Source organism: Sphingobacteruim zhuxiongii (assembly GCF_009557615.1).
GTDB lineage: Bacteria > Bacteroidota > Bacteroidia > Sphingobacteriales > Sphingobacteriaceae > Sphingobacterium > Sphingobacterium zhuxiongii.
In genome coordinates, this window is sequence record NZ_CP045652.1 from 970665 (window position 1) to 989528 (window position 18864).

General features: G+C 39.0%; 11 protein-coding genes. 3 read left to right on the plus strand and 8 right to left on the minus strand.

Annotation, left to right across the window (positions count from 1 at the left end; genetic code table 11):
• Positions 1-7 precede the first annotated feature (7 nt).
• From GFH32_RS04275 to GFH32_RS04285, 3 genes are all read right to left on the minus strand, one after another.
• Positions 8-1546, minus strand: coding sequence for a SusD/RagB family nutrient-binding outer membrane lipoprotein (locus tag GFH32_RS04275; RefSeq protein ID WP_153509896.1), 1539 nt, complete (start codon positions 1544-1546; stop codon positions 8-10).
• A gap of 9 nt (positions 1547-1555) precedes the next feature.
• Complete coding sequence (locus GFH32_RS04280; RefSeq protein ID WP_153509897.1) at positions 1556-4825, minus strand: SusC/RagA family TonB-linked outer membrane protein; 3270 nt, start codon at positions 4823-4825, stop codon at positions 1556-1558.
• A gap of 100 nt (positions 4826-4925) precedes the next feature.
• The gene (locus tag GFH32_RS04285; RefSeq protein ID WP_153509898.1) at positions 4926-5930 is read right to left on the minus strand and encodes a FecR family protein; all 1005 of its coding nucleotides are present in this window, start codon (positions 5928-5930) and stop codon (positions 4926-4928) included.
• Between the two features lie 68 nt (positions 5931-5998).
• Here GFH32_RS04285 and GFH32_RS04290 point away from each other — a divergent pair, with 68 nt between their 5' ends.
• Positions 5999-6574 carry an RNA polymerase sigma-70 factor gene (locus tag GFH32_RS04290; protein ID WP_153509899.1) on the plus strand — a complete coding sequence of 192 codons (576 nt, stop codon included), beginning with the start codon at positions 5999-6001 and terminating at the stop codon, positions 6572-6574.
• Positions 6575-6607: 33 nt separating this feature from the next.
• Here GFH32_RS04290 and GFH32_RS04295 read toward each other — a convergent pair whose 3' ends face one another.
• From GFH32_RS04295 to GFH32_RS04315, 5 genes are read right to left on the minus strand one after another with little or no spacing between them, the layout of a single operon-like run.
• Positions 6608-8089 carry a sulfatase family protein gene (locus GFH32_RS04295; RefSeq protein WP_153509900.1) on the minus strand — a complete coding sequence of 494 codons (1482 nt, stop codon included), beginning with the start codon at positions 8087-8089 and terminating at the stop codon, positions 6608-6610.
• A gap of 14 nt (positions 8090-8103) precedes the next feature.
• Positions 8104-9564, minus strand: a complete 1461-nt coding sequence (locus GFH32_RS04300) for a sulfatase family protein (protein WP_153509901.1) — start codon at positions 9562-9564, stop codon at positions 8104-8106.
• An 11-nt stretch (positions 9565-9575) separates the two neighbouring features.
• Positions 9576-11468, minus strand: coding sequence for a sulfatase-like hydrolase/transferase (locus GFH32_RS04305; RefSeq protein WP_160366785.1), 1893 nt, complete (start codon positions 11466-11468; stop codon positions 9576-9578).
• Positions 11469-11472: 4 nt separating this feature from the next.
• Positions 11473-12927, minus strand: coding sequence for a RagB/SusD family nutrient uptake outer membrane protein (locus GFH32_RS04310; RefSeq protein WP_153509903.1), 1455 nt, complete (start codon positions 12925-12927; stop codon positions 11473-11475).
• A gap of 2 nt (positions 12928-12929) precedes the next feature.
• The gene (locus GFH32_RS04315; RefSeq protein ID WP_153509904.1) at positions 12930-16073 is read right to left on the minus strand and encodes a SusC/RagA family TonB-linked outer membrane protein; all 3144 of its coding nucleotides are present in this window, start codon (positions 16071-16073) and stop codon (positions 12930-12932) included.
• Between the two features lie 782 nt (positions 16074-16855).
• Here GFH32_RS04315 and GFH32_RS04320 point away from each other — a divergent pair.
• Together GFH32_RS04320 and GFH32_RS04325 are read left to right on the plus strand one after the other, a co-directional pair.
• Positions 16856-17878: an MBL fold metallo-hydrolase gene (locus GFH32_RS04320; RefSeq protein WP_153509905.1), complete on the plus strand. Its 1023-nt coding sequence runs from the start codon at positions 16856-16858 to the stop codon at positions 17876-17878.
• A gap of 77 nt (positions 17879-17955) precedes the next feature.
• Positions 17956-18834 carry an alpha/beta hydrolase gene (locus GFH32_RS04325; RefSeq protein WP_153509906.1) on the plus strand — a complete coding sequence of 293 codons (879 nt, stop codon included), beginning with the start codon at positions 17956-17958 and terminating at the stop codon, positions 18832-18834.
• Positions 18835-18864: the final 30 nt, after the last annotated feature.

The following is an 18864-nucleotide window of genomic DNA, read 5'->3' on the forward strand; positions in this document are numbered from 1 at the left end:
GTTCTTGTTATTTCTGTAATATCCACATTAATTTGTTAACATCATCCACGCCATTCCATTGTCGCTGTACAGCCTCAGTAATATTTTCTGAGTTATTGTCGTATTCACCCAAAGGGTATTTCCAACGCATAGGCATTTTCGTATTATCGCTATTCTGATTGGTAAGAGGGTTGATAGGAAACTTTGGATAGCCTGTACGACGATAGTCATAGTAGGTTTCCCATTCTCTGTTCATAAATGACGCAAGGTATTTTTGAACCATAATTTTTTCTAAATCACCTTCTTTATTTCCATTTAGCTGATTTGTAGGACTTGCAATAACGGAGTTGATATTGTCATCCGTAATTTTTCTATTGTAGTGATATGCAGGATTATCAGGAGTTCGGCTAGCAATAAAGGACATGCTTGCCTTGATGCCTTCTTTGTAATAATCTGAAGCACTACCAGAGATCCATCCTCGTAGTACCGCTTCGGCAAGAATAAACTGCTGCTCAGCATAGCCGATTTTAACAACAGGCTCACCGCTTGGGTTCTGCGTATATCGATCATTTATTCCTGAAAATTCTCCGTTCCCCCAGGCAGCTAAGATTACATCGAATTTCGCAGAAGGATCGACGCCAATAAAGGAATCAAAGCTATTACTTGGTAGGTTTTGTTTAATTTTAGAAGCAGCTGGTCGTCCGTAATAGAATAATCGGTAATCGCCCGTTTCTTTTAATTTATTGACTAATAAATCGCTGAGCATGGCATAAGGATTATGATTTAGTCTTGTTTTGTATATAGGATAAAATTCCTTTGCGTTCTCTGAATAAACGCGCTGAAGATTATCCGTATTTGAGGTCATTAAATCAGCGGTTATGTACTGCTTAAATTTTTCTTTCACTTTCAAGTCGGAGTCCTCGCTTTTGTTTGAAAGTTGAATTAATACCTTCAACTGAAAAGCCCGAACGATCTTACGCCATTTATTCGAGTCGCCTTTAAAGAGCGGATCCCCCTCTAGGTTTATTCCTTTATTAAAGGCATCGTAAGATTTCTCTAAATCATCGAGAACTTGTATCATTACCTGTTTCTGACTGTCGTATTTCGGTTTAAGAATATTTGATTCACCTTGAAATGCCTCAGAATAAGGAATATCTCCCAAGCTCATGGATAAGTAAAACATATTATAGGCCTTATTAAATAGATATAAGCCCTCATAAGCTGGTCTATTTGTTTCACTGGTCATGGATAGCATTTTATTGCCATTAATCACACTAGAGTAACCTGTAAAACCTGTTCTATCGAAAGCGTTGTATTGATTTCCATCAGAGTTCTCTGCCCATGCAAGATACTTCGATACGAGGAAGCTCGCGTAGAAAGGTTTGCCGTTGCTGCTCGAGGTTAATCCTAAAATGATATTCGTTGCTAATAATGATCGTGATGCTTTTGTTGAGGCATCCGGATCTGTATTAATCTCCTCAAATTTGCTACATGCAGAAATGAAAAGTGCTATGATGATCCCGAAGGAAAATATAGTATGTCGAGTTTTCGATGTTTTGATTCTCATGGTTTCTGATTAAAATTGGATATTAATATTTCCTCCGATATATCTTATAGATGCCGAGTTAAGATTCTCTGTTCCTAGATCAGGATCTGAGTATTTAAATTTCTTAGACCACAGCCATAAGTTTTGTCCAATGATGCCAATAGAAGCTTGTCTTGCCTTTATTTTACTAGTTATGTTTGAAGGAAGTTTATAAATTAAGCTTAGATCTCTCAGCTTTAGAAAAGTTTGTGAATATACAAACTGAGATCTTGGACTTCCAATATACGGAGCCATACGGATTGAATAGGATTCATAGGAAACGCCCATATCATTGTCCGCAAATACGCGATCGTCACGAGTGATATTTCCATAGTTGTCATAATCGACACTTCCGGATACAATTTTAACGCCATTACCAACATAGTTTTTGTTTCCATTTACAACCATGTCGTACCGATATTCGTTATCACTATCTGGATGGCTACCAGAATTCCACATTGCTTGATCAGTAACACTATGCATTACACCTCCTACACGACCGTCAAAAGAGAAATTCAAGGTGAAGTTTTTGTAATTGAACGTATTCGACCAGCCCCATATAAAGTCAGGGTCCGTAAATCCAGCAACGCTTTGGTAGTTGCTTACTTTGGGTAGTCCGCCATAGTGAATAAGATTACCTGAAGGATCTCTTTCCCAATCGTAAATGCCATACCAATCCCAACGCGCACCATTTCTTACCCACGGTTTATCGGTAGAATAGTCTGGGTCAATATTATCATAGTAGTAGTTGTCTTTTGACCAGTTTATTCGGCTACTCCAATTGAAATCTTCATGTTTTATAACATTCGCATTTAATGCAATTTCAAATCCTTTTCTTCGCAGATCTTCTTTGATATTGATTTGAGTTTGATTAAATCCAGATGCATTACTGATAGAAGCATTTCGTTGTTGGTTATATTTCAGGGTATTATAGTAGGTGAAATCTAGGTTAATTCTATCTTTAATAAGATGAATCTCGGAACCTATTTCCCATGAATCAATCGTCTCAGGCATAATTGATCGACTACGTAATATAGTTGGATAGGTTGCAGTTCCTAATCCTTGCCATACATCACTCGCGATACTGTATTGCTGATTTATTTCATAAATGCCAGGGGCATACTTGGTTCTAGTCCAAGCACCTCGAATTTTCCAAAAATTGATTGCCTCGGGAAGATTAAAGAAATCTGAAACCACAACACTCGAGGAAACCGAAGGGTAGAAGAAAGAATTGTTTTCATTATCAAGTGTCGAGCTCCAATCATTTCTTCCAGTAACTTCAAGAAAAACGCGGTTTTTCCAAGATCCTGTAAAACGACCATATAAGGCATTGTCCTGTCTTCTTGTTAATGAAGAACTAGTTGTCGCTGGACTAACGGATGCTTTTAAAGAGTAAAACCCAGGGACACTTAACCCACCAGCTGTTGTGCCATTTTGGCTGTCGTTGTTACGGTAGTTTATACCGGTCCCGATGAAGCCTTCTAGCTGAAAATCATTGATTTGTTTTCTTACCGTTGCCATTAGATCCCCGTTGACACTGTATCCCCCTGCTCGAGTCGTAGAGAAATAACCTAGTCGATTCCAGCCACCGACAGCTCCAATAGGATTTTGATATTTATCTTGGCTTGAATAGAAATCGGATCCTAATCTAGCATTGATTGTTAACCAGTCACCAGACTTATATTGTGTGTTAAGAAAGCCGTTTAGAATATTGTAATCACTTTTATGGATAATCTCATTAACAATATAATAAGGGTTATCATACCAAGACTGATCCATCCAATTCTGTTGCTCATCAGGAGTTTTCCAATAATTCTTGTAGTCGCGAATATCGTATTCAGTACCAGACCAAACATTTAAATTATAAAGAATACCGCCACCACCATATCCTGTTGCACCCATATTTGGATAGAAGCGTTTATTATAATTTAAACCACCTTCGAATTTGAAGTCTCCGGACGTCATGTCTCCGTTTACTAAATAAGTAACCTTATTTAGATGATTATTTTCATATTGCCCTTGATTGAACACATGGGTCAATGAAGCGCGCACGCCCCCATGATCTCCGCGTTGAGAGATACTGATATTGTTGTTCAGGATATAACTAGGTCGTTGAAAGTTACTCAAATTGTCTTTTCCTTTGGATACCAATTCTTGCTCTTCGGTTTCCATAGTTATTGGATTATACATTTGAACAGTTCGTCCGATATCGAGCTTGTCTCCCCAAACATAACTTCCGGCAGCGTATTTGCCCCCTTGCCCCGAGCTATATGAACCTTGTACCTTGGGCATGGCAACATAGCCGGACGTAAACATATTACTGCTGTTTATTTGTACATCTAATCCTTTAAGTTTGCTTTTTTTCGTGGTGACCATAATCGCGCCCGAGCCCCCACGAGCACCATACAACGCGGAAGCTGAAGCTCCTTTAAGTACCGTAATATCTTCAATGTCGTCGGCCGGGATATCGCGCAGGCTAACAAATTGGGTTGCTACACCATCTATTACGATAAGTGGAGACATTCCACGCACGTTAATTGTCGGTGCAGTGTTGAATTCAGTACTGTTCTTTACGCTCATGCCCGCAACACGTCCAGTCAAAGAAGTAGCAACATCGACGCCTTTAGCGGTGGATAAAGCTTGACCATCTACTTTTTGAACAGCGTAACCTAAAGCCTTCTGTTCACGCTTAACACCCAATGCTGTCACCACAACCTCATCGATGCTTTCTGCGTCTGAAACCAAATTCACAACAATCGTAGTCTTTTGATTAATTGGAATATGCTGAGTTTTAAAACCTAAATAGGAAATCTTTAAGGTGCCGTTAACAGGGGCTTGGATAGTAAAAGATCCGTCTTGATTACTTCTACTTGTATTTGTACCTGTTGAAATGGTTGCCCCACCAACTGGATTCAACTCGATATCCCTAATCTGACCGTTAATCTGTACAGTCTGTTCCTGTTGTGCTTTACGAGAAAGAATGATGTTATTGTCCTTAAACTGATAACCGATATTTGTGCCAGCAAATATCTCGCTCAATATAGCGTCGATGGATTTGTTATTTTGATGGATTGAAACCTTTTTCGAAAGGTCGATTTGATTGTTATTAAAGAAGAATCGATGACCGGTTTCAGTCTCAATTTGTTTAATAACTTCTTGTAAACTCTTGTTATCCTGGTTGAGTGAATATTTTTTCTGTTGCGCGAAGCAATAGCTAAAGCATAAAATACCTAGGAATAGAGTAAGTCCTCTAAATTTCATATTAAGTTATATTGGTCTGTTAATTAATCTTTTAATTCTATTCTGTCATGTAAAATGATCTTCGTCATTAAGGCGGAAAACTCTTTTTCATTTTTCGTTTTTATTTTGATAATTCTACTATAGTATGCTTGTCTAAGGATTCTACAATTTGATAGTGGATACCAGAAGAAATTTTTAGATAATCTAATACCGATTGTAGTGTTTGGGTGTCTAGCTCACCTGTGAAGCGTTCTTTCGATAGCGCTTTGGTTTTTAAGACAAATTTGACGTCGAAACGCTTATATAGAATGTCAGATAAGTCTTCCATACTTGTGTTTTTCAGGACGATGCGGTTATCTTTCCAAGCGATGCTCGTTTCCATATTGGTTTGATTTGGAACAACTTTTTGAAGCGAGCTATTATAGACGATTGATTCTGTCGGCTGCAGTATTACTTTTTTATAAACGCCATCTTCTTTATACGTAAATGCTACTTTTCCTTCCTCAAGTGTTGCTTTTACCATCTTATTCTTTCCATAGGCATCCACATTGAATTTAGTTCCAAGAACAGTTATTTTGGCATCGTGTGGAGTTTGTACTTCAAACTCATGCTTTTTATCTTTGGTCACTTCAAAAAATGCTTCTCCATCTAGGCGAACTTTTCTATTCGTTTTAAAGTTCTTTGACACTTCAAGTCTACTATCCGCATTCAACCAGACTTTAGAACTATCATTCAATGTGATTTGGGCAATCATGCCCGGGTTAGTCGTGTATACGATTGATGACGTCTCGGCAGCTCTTTGTTGAGTAAATACGTATAAACTGAAGGCTAATAGCGGAAGGAAGAGTGCCGCCGCAACACGTTGCAGCATGAAGAGTCGGGAAACTTTTTCTTTTGGTTCTTTTAAACTACCTTTAATTTTAGAAAAGGCTTTTGAGGAATCAGTTTCAACTATTGTCGTGTAAGCATCTAACGCGTGGTAGAACTTGCAAAATTCCCAAAGATCTTTTTTATTCTCATTCGACGCTGCTATCCACGACTTGAGTTCAGTTAACTCCTGATCGTTTATATTTCTTTTTATAAACTTAACATAGAGTTCATTTATATTGTAGTTATTTTTATCCACTTTTGCGATTGTTTTAAAGTAAGACGCATAACCTATAGGGATGTCCTAAAAAAAACTGAAAATTTTTTATGATTGATGATTTCACAGAGAAACTTCTGTTAAATAAGCTTACTGAAAGCAGTGAGGATGCCTATGAGATGTTGTTTCATCATTATTATAAGGCTCTTATTGCTTATTGCAAACAATTTGTCGAAAAACCAGATGCGGAAGAAATTGTACAGGAGTTATGGCTGTACATTTGGAAGAATCGCGAGGATTTAAACATACAAAGCACATTTAAGGGCTACTTGTTTATCTCTTGTAAAAATCGCTGTCTGACACTTATTCGCAACCAGTCTAGTAAGGCAAGTAGCTTTTATCAATTAAGTCTATTGGCAGAGTTCTCCCAAGATTCTACCGATTTTTATTTTGAAAAGGAATTAGAAGAAATTGTTAAAAAATCAATAGATCGTCTGCCTGAGAAATTCAAAGAGGCCTTTACACTGAATCGCTATGAGGATCTCACCTACAAGGAGATTGCGGAGAAGTTGGGGGTTTCATCAAAAACTGTCGATTATAGAATTCAGATGGCATTGAAGTTATTGCGAAAGGACTTGAAGAAATACTTAAAGATTGTATTGATGTTTTATCCAAATTTGATGTAATTCAAGTCCTTATTAAGAATATATGATAGCGTTTTATTTATTCTCAAAGTAATGGTATTCTTTTTCTAGATTTAATGCTTTCCTAGCTTCCTCGCTAGGTTTGGGATTAAAGTCGCGCTTTTGATAATACGTCGATTCATCCCAAATGATTGAGCCTCCAGTAAAGCGAGGGTCTCCGGTACTTTTCAAATAAGCAATGAGTCTTTGCTTCAACTTTTCTTTTTCGTGATGATATTCTTTCTTGTTCGCAAGATTTATTAGTTGATCAGGATCAGTTGCTAGTTTATACAGTTCTTCTTCTGGTCTTTTTTCGAATGCATACTCGAAGAAGCGTTTATATTTCGGATTATTTTTGTTCGCTAAAATGAATATTTTCGATGCTGAGGGATAATGTAGCATATGAGCATCCACATCGCCAAAGAGCGGTGGTTCTCCCGCTGGCCAACGCTCGCTTTCCAGATTTAGAATGTAGAGATATTCCGCTGTACGGATTGCCCTGACAGGGTATCCTAATCCATTCTTTCGAACAAGCGCATGCCGTTCTCTTGCCATGATGATAAAGTCCTCTGTATTTTCAGCTTTATCAATGAAATCTATAGCTTGGGCGGTCATGTCAGTTGGAATCGGTAGTCCAGCAGCTTTTAAAATTGTTGGGGCTAATTGGTTTAGATTGACTAGCTGTTCCGCCTTTCCTGCTGTTATATTTCCTGACCAATTAAAGATTAATGGAACTCGAGCGCCTGCATCGTAAACATTCGCCAAGCCACGCGGCATTTGCCATCCATTATCGCTACAGATGATAATCAGCGTATTCTTCTCTTGTCCATTGTTTTTTAATGTCGCTAACAGTTGGCCAACCTCTTGGTCGAATTCTTGAATAGCATAGTAATAATCGGCTATATCCTCTCTCACTTCCTTGCTATCGGGTAGATAGGGAGGAACTTTTATTTTGTCGATTGCCATTCCACTTTCTTTTCCACTGCCGGTTTTGAAAGGTCGATGCGGATGCTTGCTACTAAACCAATAATGCCAAGGCGACTGTCCGTTATCTTCATTTTTCTTAAGGAAGGTTTCAAAATCAGCATAAAGGTCTCCGCCAGGATTTCGGCTCCGTCCCGAAGCTTCAATGTTGCCAGGTCCCCAACCTTTGCCTTCATAGCCAACTTGGTAGCCCGATTTTTCAAGTAAATCAACGTAACTATCAAATTCTTTGGGCAATATCCCCCATAAATTCGCCCCCTCTTTTAAACGATAAATGTCTTGTCCGGTTAATAATCCAGCACGAGAGGGCGTGCACGAAGGCGATCCACAGAATACATTGCTGTAAATTATACCTTTCTGAGCGACTTGATCAATATTTGGGGTTTTAATCACCGAGTCTCCGTAGGCGCCCAGGTGGTTCCAAGATTGATTGTCCGACATGATCAATAAGATGTTTGGTCTTTCCTGTCCTTTCAATACTAGACAGTTGAAAATTAGGCTTAAGAAACATGTGTAAATTGAAATAGATTTCATCGCTATGTAGAAGATTAAAATGGTCCAGGATTCAAATTCAAGTTGGCATTGTTTTTCTTGCCTGGCATTTCTCCACGTTGACCTTTCTTAGGAAGCGGCTTCGCTGTATTCTTATCATACCAATGAGGGGTTAGTAACGAAGGTTCAGAGTCTCCTGTTTCTCGTTGCCACTGCGTTAAAACCGTACGTAAGTTTTTGATTTCATCCTTGAAAGCAGGGTTATCAATCTGATTATTAACTTGCAAACTGTCGTCTTTCAAAACGTAGAATTCTTCTTTAGGCCTTGAAGATAAGTAGGGTTCAGCTTGCAGTTTGCTCAATGAACCGTTCTTTTGTCCCAACTTCAAGGAATTAGCTGAAGGGCTTTGGTTTGCATCAATCGGTCCGTCATTAGTAAATTGAGGGCGTATATTTTTGATGTAAAGAAAATCTTTTGTGCGAACGGAACGTTCATAAGCCTCGTAGTCGTGCCAATTATGTTCTGCGAAGACATAGTTTCTAAATGTGGTATGCGGATCGCTGTTGAAAAGCGAAGCAAAGCTCTTTCCTTGGAAGTTTGCTGGTATTTCTACGTTGACAATGTCTAAGATGGTAGCACTGATATCGATACTGCTAACCAACGCTTGAATAGATTGATTTCCTTTGATACCGTTTGGCCAATGTAGCAGTAGCGGAGTTTTTATGCCTCGATCTGTAAGCCTGGTTTTACTTCCAGGAAAAGGACGGCCATTATCAGCCATAAAAATAATAATGGTGTTGTTTAATTGTCCTGAATCTTCTAGTTCCTTCCATATTTTCCCAACATAGAGGTCCAATCGCGTAATCTCATTATAATAAGAGACGAGATCGCGGCGAGTCTGCTCATCGTCGACGAGTGTCGGAGGAACCGATACCTCCTCGTTTTGATAGACATGATCAAAAGTTGAATCTGCCGACCAATCGCGATGTGCATCGTATGACGCTAGCCACAAAAAGAAGGGCTTATCTCCGAAGGAGTTCCGAAGAAGGGATAGCCATTGTTCTTCGCCACCTTCACCGTTTTCCTTCTTATTAACAAGGAGGGTATCGTAGGCTTTCGCTGTCTCTTTGCCTTCATGCCATTTTCCTGCTAAGGCTGTATAATAGCCCGCCTTTTTAAGTTCCGCGGGCAACAAGACTTGCTCCGGTCCTAATTCCGTATGTAGCTCGGCGGCACCCGTGTTATGCGGATATCGTCCTGTCAAAATGCTTGTTCGACTTGGACTACAGGAACTAGTGACTAAAAAAGCATTTTCGAATTTTACCCCTGAGTTAGCTAAACGGTCAATATTTGGTGTTTTAATTTTCGTATTTCCGTAAGCAGCGATATCATCCCAACTGACGTCATCTGCGATAATCAAAATGATATTCGGAGAGCTATTCGTTTGTGCGAAACTTCCCTGAGCTAAACATAGCAAGACAGCTATGAACGGAATGTATATTTTGTTTTTTTTCATAAGATTTCAACCTAAATGTTTTCATTAAACTTCGACTCCAATAGGTAATTGGCTAGATTTAGTTCGTATTCACTATCCTTATTTTCGCTTATCCGCTTGATCGATTCGTGATAGGGTTTAAGATGTTCCGCTCGCGTTTCCTGCAAACTGTTGAGTGCTTGAATACGGACCATCGGATCTTGATTATCTAAAGCTGAAGCTAATACTTCGATTGCATCAAAGAAGCCTGATTTATAAAGCTGTTCGGCTATAACTAATCGCACGTAAGGAGCATCGTCATAAAGGTGATGACGGAGCACATTGCTAGTGCTTACCGATTGATTATTCAAAATAAGTAGGCCCGTTGCAGACCAGTATCGAATCAACGGGTCTTGATCGTTTAAGCCTTTAAGAAGTGTCGGAAGTGCCGTTTCGTCATTACTGCTAGCAAGATAGGCACGCTCGATTACAGCAGTTAAGTTATAATTGCCTGATCTCGCAAAATCATAAAGTGGCTGGCCTCCACTAATCGAAGCTATGGCGCTCTCTGGAATAAAGCCTACATCCTTAATCGTTAGTAAATGAGCTTTTGTTTCTTTACGAAGGTCCTCAAGAACTGCTTTGTAGTTAGGGTCAGTCGCCAGATTATGGATATTATCAGGATCTTTGGCGATGTCATATAATTCTTCCGTAGGCTTTGGTTTAAAGAATCTAGCCTGCACTTCAGTCAATTTTCCTTCTTTGAATGCTTTTTCCCAAGATTGAATAGAGCTTGCTAACCAAAGGAAATTAAGATGTTGTCCATAGGGTCTATGCGGCATGAAATTTCGTACATATCTGTAATTTCCACTTCGAATAGTCCTCACTAGATCTATTCGTTCGTCCATTCTTCCTCTGGATCCGAAGGCATAATCTTTATCCTGACTTATGTCTGTAGCACCTAGGAAGGGTTTTCCTTGGAAATAATCAGGGATGTTGACACCCGCTAGTTGTAATACTGTCGGTGCAAAATCCGTAAAGTCGACAAGTCTGTTTATTTTGTTTTGCTGTTTGTAGGGATTTAAGTTTTTATATTTTTCAGGGATATGAACGACGAGTGGGATATGAAGTCCTGATTCATACATAAATCGTTTACTTCGTCCTAATACTCCACCATTGTCGGCGTAATAAAAAACAATTGTTTCTTCGTCTAGGCCATCCTTCTTCAGCTGTTGCAACAATTCTCCGACACGATAATCCATCTCTTCGATTTTATCATAGTAAAGGGCCCAATCATGCAACATTTCTGGGGTTTTGGGTAAATATGCTGGAATCTTAATCTCCTGTGCGTTGTGTCTTGGCGATTGATTCGAGTTTTTGACTTCTTTCTCCGGGGGTAAGCCAAAGCGCTTGCGCATCTTCGCCTTTCCATCTTCGCCAAAGATTGAGCTCTCATGGGAGATCTCTATATTGAAAACGGCAAAGAAGGGCTGCCCATTTTTTCTGTTTTGATAGGTTGCCGTTTTGCTTGATTCATCCCATGCATCGATCTGATCGGCGCTGTTGTAATCTTTTTTAGCATTGTTTGATGTATAATAGCCCGCCTCTCGTAGGTACTTAGGGAAAAATTTAACGAAATCAGGTACAGGATAGCTACTTCTCATATTTTCCGTTCCTAGACTCGCGGGGTACATGCCTGTAATAAGGGTCGAGCGTGATGGCGCACAAACGGCAGCAGTACAATACGCATTATTAAATAATAAGCCCTTTTCTGCTAGGCCATCGATATTCGGAGTATGAGCAACAATGTCACCATAGGCTCCAATAAAAGGACTGTTATCCTCGCTGACTATCCATAAAATATTCGGTCGCGACTCCGCTGATTGAGCCAATGTTTGTAGGAAGGGCACAAATGAGACGATGCAAATCAAGAGCGTTTTTTTCATGATATTAAGGGTTTTGAGTGAGACCTGGATTAGCATCTATAGCACTTAGCGGTATTGGAAATAGCAGTTTGCTCGTGTTAATGCCGTTGGCTTTAAGTACCTGATCTGCTCTTCCTGTTCGCACTAAGTCGTAAAATCGGTGGAATTCAAAAGCTAGCTCTATTCTACGTTCATGCTCAATTGCTAAACTCAACGTAGCATATTTGTTGTTTGGATAGTCTGATGAGCCAAAAGGGGCGAGTCCAGCTCTTTCCCGAACCTGATTAAGGTAGGTTGCTTCTCCAGAAAGTTCCGCATAGAGCAGTAGAATATCTGCATATCGAATAGCTTCAACATTTTGCCCTGGATAGAGAAAATCGGGATCAAAGAATTTGATTGTGTAAGGGAAATCAATGAATTTATTCGTTTGCAGATTGGTGAATCCTAGTTGTAAGGAAAGGTTTTTTCTAGCGTCGTTTGTTTCATATTCTGCAATTAGGTTATTGGAAGGGGTGTTTAGTCCATTCCCTCTAAACGTCGTGTTGATATTCGGAAGATGAAAAGCGAAGTCCCAAGGCGCGTAATCGGTTTGATGTGTACTATTGACGTTGTTTTGGCCTGCTAAATATTGAATTTCTAGTATAGATTCTTTAGAGTTCTTTGTGCTTGCTTTGAAAATATATTCGTAGTCTGCGATGTTGATTTTACCATCGCTGTTTGCGTCTAATGAATACAATCCACTTTGAATAATCTCTTGAAGTTCTTTCTTTGCTTCCTCTTTATTTCCAGCTGCAATATAGACTTTAGCAAGTACTGCCGATGCTGCAGACCGGGTTAATCGACCAATGTTATTTCCGGTGTAGGAATTTGGTAATGCAGTCTTCGCCTTAAGTAGATCTTTTATGAGCTGTTGGTAGATGACTTTGGTATCTTCTCGTAGGTAATCATAACTCTCGTCCGGAGTTACCACTTTTAATGGAAAGGGAACGGCGCCAAATGCTTGACTTAAATGATAGTAATAAAAGGCACGAGTGGTTAACGCTTCTGCTTCTAAGCGCGTCTTTAGATTAGGATCGGCAAAGCTGATGCTTGTGTTGTTTAATTTATCTAAGATATTATTGAGAATATAAATAGCATTGTACGCATTGTTCCAAGCCGTTGTTATATAGCCGTTATCAGATTTTGCACTGTGCTTATTTATATCTTCACCGAAGGAATGCGCACCGGTTGTTTGTTTGATATAGACATTGTCAGAATATAACTCTCCATAGAGGTCTGGGATTCCGCCTGAATTGTATAACCTAGATAATTGACGATAAACATCATTTGCTGCTAAGGTTAAATCGTTCTCTGAGGTATAGAAATTTCCAGCCGTTAAATTAGTCTCTGGATATAGATCTAATTTGTCACTAGCACATCCCCAAAGTGACAGCAATAAAATATGAGCATAAATGCTTTTGTATAGTGTTTTCTTTTTCATGGTTAAAATGCAATATTGAGTCCTAGAGAATATATTTTTGCCGTAGGGTAGGTGTTTGAACTTATCCCTTGACGACTTGCGTCATCTGCATTTCCAGAGAAACCTTCAGGATCAGAAACTGGTGCGTCTTTTCGTGTAAATAGGTTGTTTCCGTTAAAATAGACACGTAATGATTTTGCTAATATTTTTTCGGAGAGTCTACTTGGAAGTGTATAAGCAACCGTCAGATCCTTTAGACGCCAATAAGATTTAGAGAATAGAAAGTAGCTCGATGGCGTTTTTTCGTATCCATTCTCGTCTACTTTGATCTTGTAATGGTATCCATCTCCTGGATTTTCCTCAGATCTCCATCGATTATTCAGTTCTTTTAAATAATTGCGACCTTCATGATAAAGTAAGGATCGATGAACATTGTCATCCATTAATTCCCCGCCTTGTACGCCCTGTAGGACTATACTAAGCTCTATATTCTTATAGGAGAAGCGGTTTGTAAATCCCCATATGAAATCCGGATTTGGATTACCGATGATCGTTCGATCGTTCTCATTGAGCTGACCATTCCCATCGACGTCTTTGTATCGCCCATCGCCAGGTTTTGCGCCTGCATAGTGAGCTGGATCTGCATCGATTGCTGCCTGATTCAAATACACGCCATCGTATTGGTAGCCGTAAAAGCTAAATACAGGTTTGCCTATTTGGTTGATTTTCTGCATGCCACTAAATACAGAGCCACTCAATACCATAGGTGTGCTGTTCTCACCAAGGGCAAGAATTTTGTTTCTATTAAAAGAGATGTTAAAATTAGAACTCCATTTAAAAGATTCTTTCTGTATGTTTTGACTGTTTAAAGCGATCTCCAATCCTTTGTTCTCGACTGCACCAATATTCTTGAATATCGTAGTAAAGCCGGATACAACTGGTGTTGGAACTTCGAGGAGTAGGCCATCTGATTTCGATTTGTATGCATCAATGGTTACTTGAAAACGCTCATGTAAGAAGCCGATATCTAGCCCTAGATTTACTTGTTTGGTTTTCTCCCATTGTAGATTGGGATTTGTAATACTGGAAGGATAATAGGTCGTTAGAAGAGTATTACCTATTGCTGCTCGACCCTGTGTAATCTGACCTATCCATTTATAGTCGGCAAATTTATCGTTTCCTGTCAATCCATAACTTGCGCGGATTTTCAAATTACTAAGCCAGTTTGCTTCATCCAGAAAATCTTCCTCTGAGATAATCCAACCTACAGATACCGCAGGGAAATTTCCCCATTTCTTATTGGAGGCGAATCGTGAAGAGCCATCGCGACGTAAACTCGCAGATAAAAGATACTTTCCAGAAAAGGCATAGTTTGCTCGTGCAAAATAAGATATAAATGATGTTTTCGATGCTCTATCATCTGCTGCAAATACAGTCTTTCCAGCACTCAGTGCTTTTACTAAGTCATTGTCATATCCTCGACGTTCGAGGTAATTGAAGCTATAATTTGCATAGTTGTATTCCGTCCCTAAAAGGGCTTGTAAGCTATGTTTTCCCCATGTCTTATCATAGTTCAATAAATTTTGAAAGGTGTAGCTTATGGTTTGTGTTAGCGTTTTTGCCATAGCGCCTTCAGTGAAATATGTGGGGCCTAACAAGTGGTCTTTCGCTTGGTAGTTACTACCGTCATTTCTATTGTAGAAATAATTGAATGCCGATTTGAAGCTTAGACCTTTTAATAATTCCAACTGTCCATAGATGTTTCCAAGAGCATTGAATCGACTACTTTTGATCTCATCGGTGCTGCGGTAGAGTGGGTGCCCATTCTGTGGTCGAAACAAAATGGCATTATAGTTTTCAAATCCTGCTTGATTCAATGGGGCTCCTAAATATCCATTTTCGCTATACAAGGGATAAATGCTAGGGTACTGTACTGCCCATTCGAACATACGATTAAAGGGTTCCTGTTCTTGATCGTAACTTAAATTGCTTGCTCCACCGATTTCGAGTCGATCTAGTATTTTCGTAGAGGTATTAAATCCTAAGTTGTATTTATCGTAATCCGAGAATAAGGCAATCCCTTTTCTTTTTAAAATGCTACCAGATACTCTGTAGTTACTGTGCTCACCACCACCGCTTGCTGCGATGTCAACTTTGTTAGATGGGGCTACGCGGTATATGGCATCTTGAAAATTGGTATTAGGTAGTAACTCTGGATGCTCTAATGCTGTTGGCCAAGTATATTTATAACTTCCGCGCGCTGCAATTGTATTTGGAGCATTGGGATCACCGCCCTTATCGACCCAGCTGTTCTGCGCTGCTTCAATAGATGCTTGCGCATATTCACTCGCATTCATTACATCGACTTTGTCAATGACTTCTTGAAGTGAGCTAACATAATTAACTTCAAATTTGCTGGATCCTGCTTTGCCCGCTTTCGTCTTGATTAGGATGACGCCATTCGCAGCTCGAGATCCGTAGATGGCTGATGATGCCGCGTCTTTCAATACCTGTATTGATTCGATATCTGCATTGTTGATTAAGTTGAGGTCGTAATTTGGGGCAGGGATTCCATCGACAACAATAAGTGGTGCCGTGCCAGCTGAAATAGAGTTGATACCTCGTACCTGAATGCTGGTTGAGGCGCCAGGTTTTCCAGATCCAGCTGTGACTTGTACACCTGACATTTGCCCATAGAGCGCTTGACCAATTTCTGATGCTGCACGTCCAGCAATGTCTTTACTAAGGTTTAGATTGCTAGATGCGCCTGTTAAGTCTCTTTTACGCTGCGTTCCATAACCGACAACAACAACCTCATCTAGATTCTCTATAAGTGGTTCTAACTCTATTTGAAAAGGAGATTTATCAATACTAATTGTTTTAGATTGATAGCCAAGAAAAGAAACAACGACATTTAAAGGTGGCTTTTGTCCTGTTACTAATTGAAATTGTCCTTTTCTATCGGTTTGTACGCTATGTGTAACGCCTTCTAGCTGGATAGTAACGCCTTCTAATGGAGCTTTAGTTTTTGCGTCGATAACGATCCCCGATGTGTTAGCATTTACAATAGGTGCGTTGTTTATTTGTGCATTTGCAAAGCCTATGCTTATTAAAAATAAAAGCAATAGCTTCCCGGTAGCCTGAATAATCAGCCTAAGTCTTTTCATATTTTTTAATAAATTAATTGAAAATGTGTGGAACGAATCTCAATCTATTGATCTTCGATCTATTAATAAAGGGCCTTTTGTTAGAAGGTTTGGTTGTTTTAGGTATATATTAAAACCCTATATTGCTACACATGTATCCATGCCAAATCCAGATGTTATAATCTCTGAAATCAGGTTTTTTTGGATGACTGTTTGCAGTGTTGTTTGCGTTCATTTGTTGTAAGGTTAAAGCTGAAAATAACAAATATCTAAATAATGTCTACCACAAAGATAGACATTGATATTTAAAGTCTACTAATTTAGTAGATAATTTTATATAAAATTTTATAATCGCTTTATTTATAGCCAAAATAGGGGTAGTTTACGAACTCAATTAATTCGGATTTGTATAGATAGTAATGGATGTTTTTATATAAAAGCTTGTTTTAACTATTCGATCTTACATTCAAATAATTGTAAACTTCGTATACTTAAGTATGGATGATTATATTACTCAAATTAGCTCTTTTGAATTTTAGCGCATTATTGCTATCTTCAATTGCTCAATGAACTAATCAAGATCAATACTTGATTAAAGTTTCATCATGTTCATCGTCTTTTTGAAAGACCGAATATCGATTTCCTATATCAAAGTATTTAATTGGTTTGTGAGCAAAAAGTTCAACCTAAAACACGTTTCATTTAGAAGGTGCCCTATCAGATTTATTATTGATAGTTAGCGCTATTAGAATATACCTGATCATATGGAATTTTTATAGAAACGTTTACAGCCTTTAAAACCAATGAGAAAAATCTTACTATCATTCTTGCTATTTGTTTTCAGTACGCTGCTGTTCGCACAAAGTAATACGGAAAGGAAATCTACTCCTGATAATGAAAATCCTGCAGTTGAAACCTGGAGACAATTTGAAAAAACGAATCCCTTTAATTTGAGTTCTGATCGATTAGCATTGCTTAAAACGATTGAACAATACTCCGATAGTTATCCGCCAGAAGAATTCAAAGCTTATCTCGATATGAGTGAGATCGAGGCGGAAGAATTGGAACGCAAAGTGCCGATTTTATATGCTTACAGGAAGGGATTTGATAAGATATTCAATGATGTTCGTAATAAGCATGTGAAAAAGGGAACTGCGGAAGTTTGGTTGCTGTATAATATGGGCTTTGTGGTAAAAACGGCATCAGGATGTTTTGGTATTGATGTTGATCATCGGTTAGCCGATCAATTCGCACCCTATTTAGATTTTCTAATTATCACGCATAATCATGGTGATCATGCGAACGTAAAGTTAATTGAAGCTATGCGTAAATTAGGGAAACCTGTTATTTCTAATTTCTATCAAGGAAGTGCTGATTATTATTCTACGCAACCTGTGAGTTATAAAATTGGAAATTTCTCGATCCGTTCTGATATGGATGATCACTTAGCAAATCCTAAATTTCCAAAATTTGTCAGTATGTTCAGAATAGATTGCGGAGAGGATGCTGATTCTTTCTCGATGTTGCATTGTGGGGATGCTGGATTCACTCCTGCAAACTTTAAAAAGGTTCAAGGACCTGTTAATTTGCTAGTGATGCGTTGGGGAGAGCCAAGAGAGAACAATCTCTTAGGGACAGACGAAGGACAAGTGCAACCCGATTATGCGGTTTTAACTCATCTTATTGAGTTGAGACATAAACCATACCCACAGGGGCAAGCTTCGATAGGTAAAACGTTGGAACATCTTCCTGGCGTAAAATGTAAAAATACGATTATTCCTTTTTGGGGTGAGAAGCTGACTTGGAAGAATGGAAAGCTTAGATAAGCTTTTGATCTTCTGCAAAACTTATTACTTCACCGCTAATAAAATCATACTCAAAAACTGCTCAACTCGATAAGCTTATGAAATCAAACTGCCTTTTTATTAAGGTTCTAATATTTTCGACGATTATCATTGCGATTATTACGCTGAATGGTAAAGTGTCCGCGCAAAGTGTGAAAGTTTTTCAGAATATGCGTTATGCGGAAAAACCCAAAGGATTCGAACAAGATACATCTTCTGACAGATTATTAGATCTTTATCTTCCACAGGTTGAAAACAACAAAAGCTATCCTGTTTTAGTCTTTATCCATGGCGGAGGGTTTGCAGGAGGTGATAAAAACGCAAAAGGGAATGTGCTGTTATGTCAAAAGATAGCAGAGAAAGGCTATGCGGTTGTATCGATTAACTATTACTTGTATTTGAGACAACATAAGATAGCGGGGGCTTCAGCAGGAGTAAATATGAAGGATGCTGTTCCCGCGGATGGGAAATTCCATCCAGGACTGGAGACTGCAGTGAAGCATGCAGCTGCCGATACGGAAATGGCATTGCAATGGATTAAAGATAATGCGACGACTTATAAACTCGATGCGAATCGAGTGGCTATTTCTGGAGGATCGGCCGGAGCAATGACTGCGCTGTATACGGCCTATCAATCGAAGCAGCAAATTCTTCCTATTCGATGTGTGGTTAATTTATGGGGAGGTTTAGCGAATACGGATGGGGTAAATGCGAGCTCTCCAGCTGTTTTAACTTTTCATGGAGATCAAGACGAAATTATCAATGTTGCCTATGCTAAGGCACTACATCAAAAGATGACAGCTGTAGGATCTTCAACGTCTGAAATGCATATACTCCAGAATATGGGGCATGCGATTTATAATTATATCATCAAGAGCGAGATTAATCGAATTGATGAATTTCTTCAAAAATGTATGGGTATCAAACCGGATGCCTAGCTTAGTCAAGAAGCTAGTTGGTGAACCTTC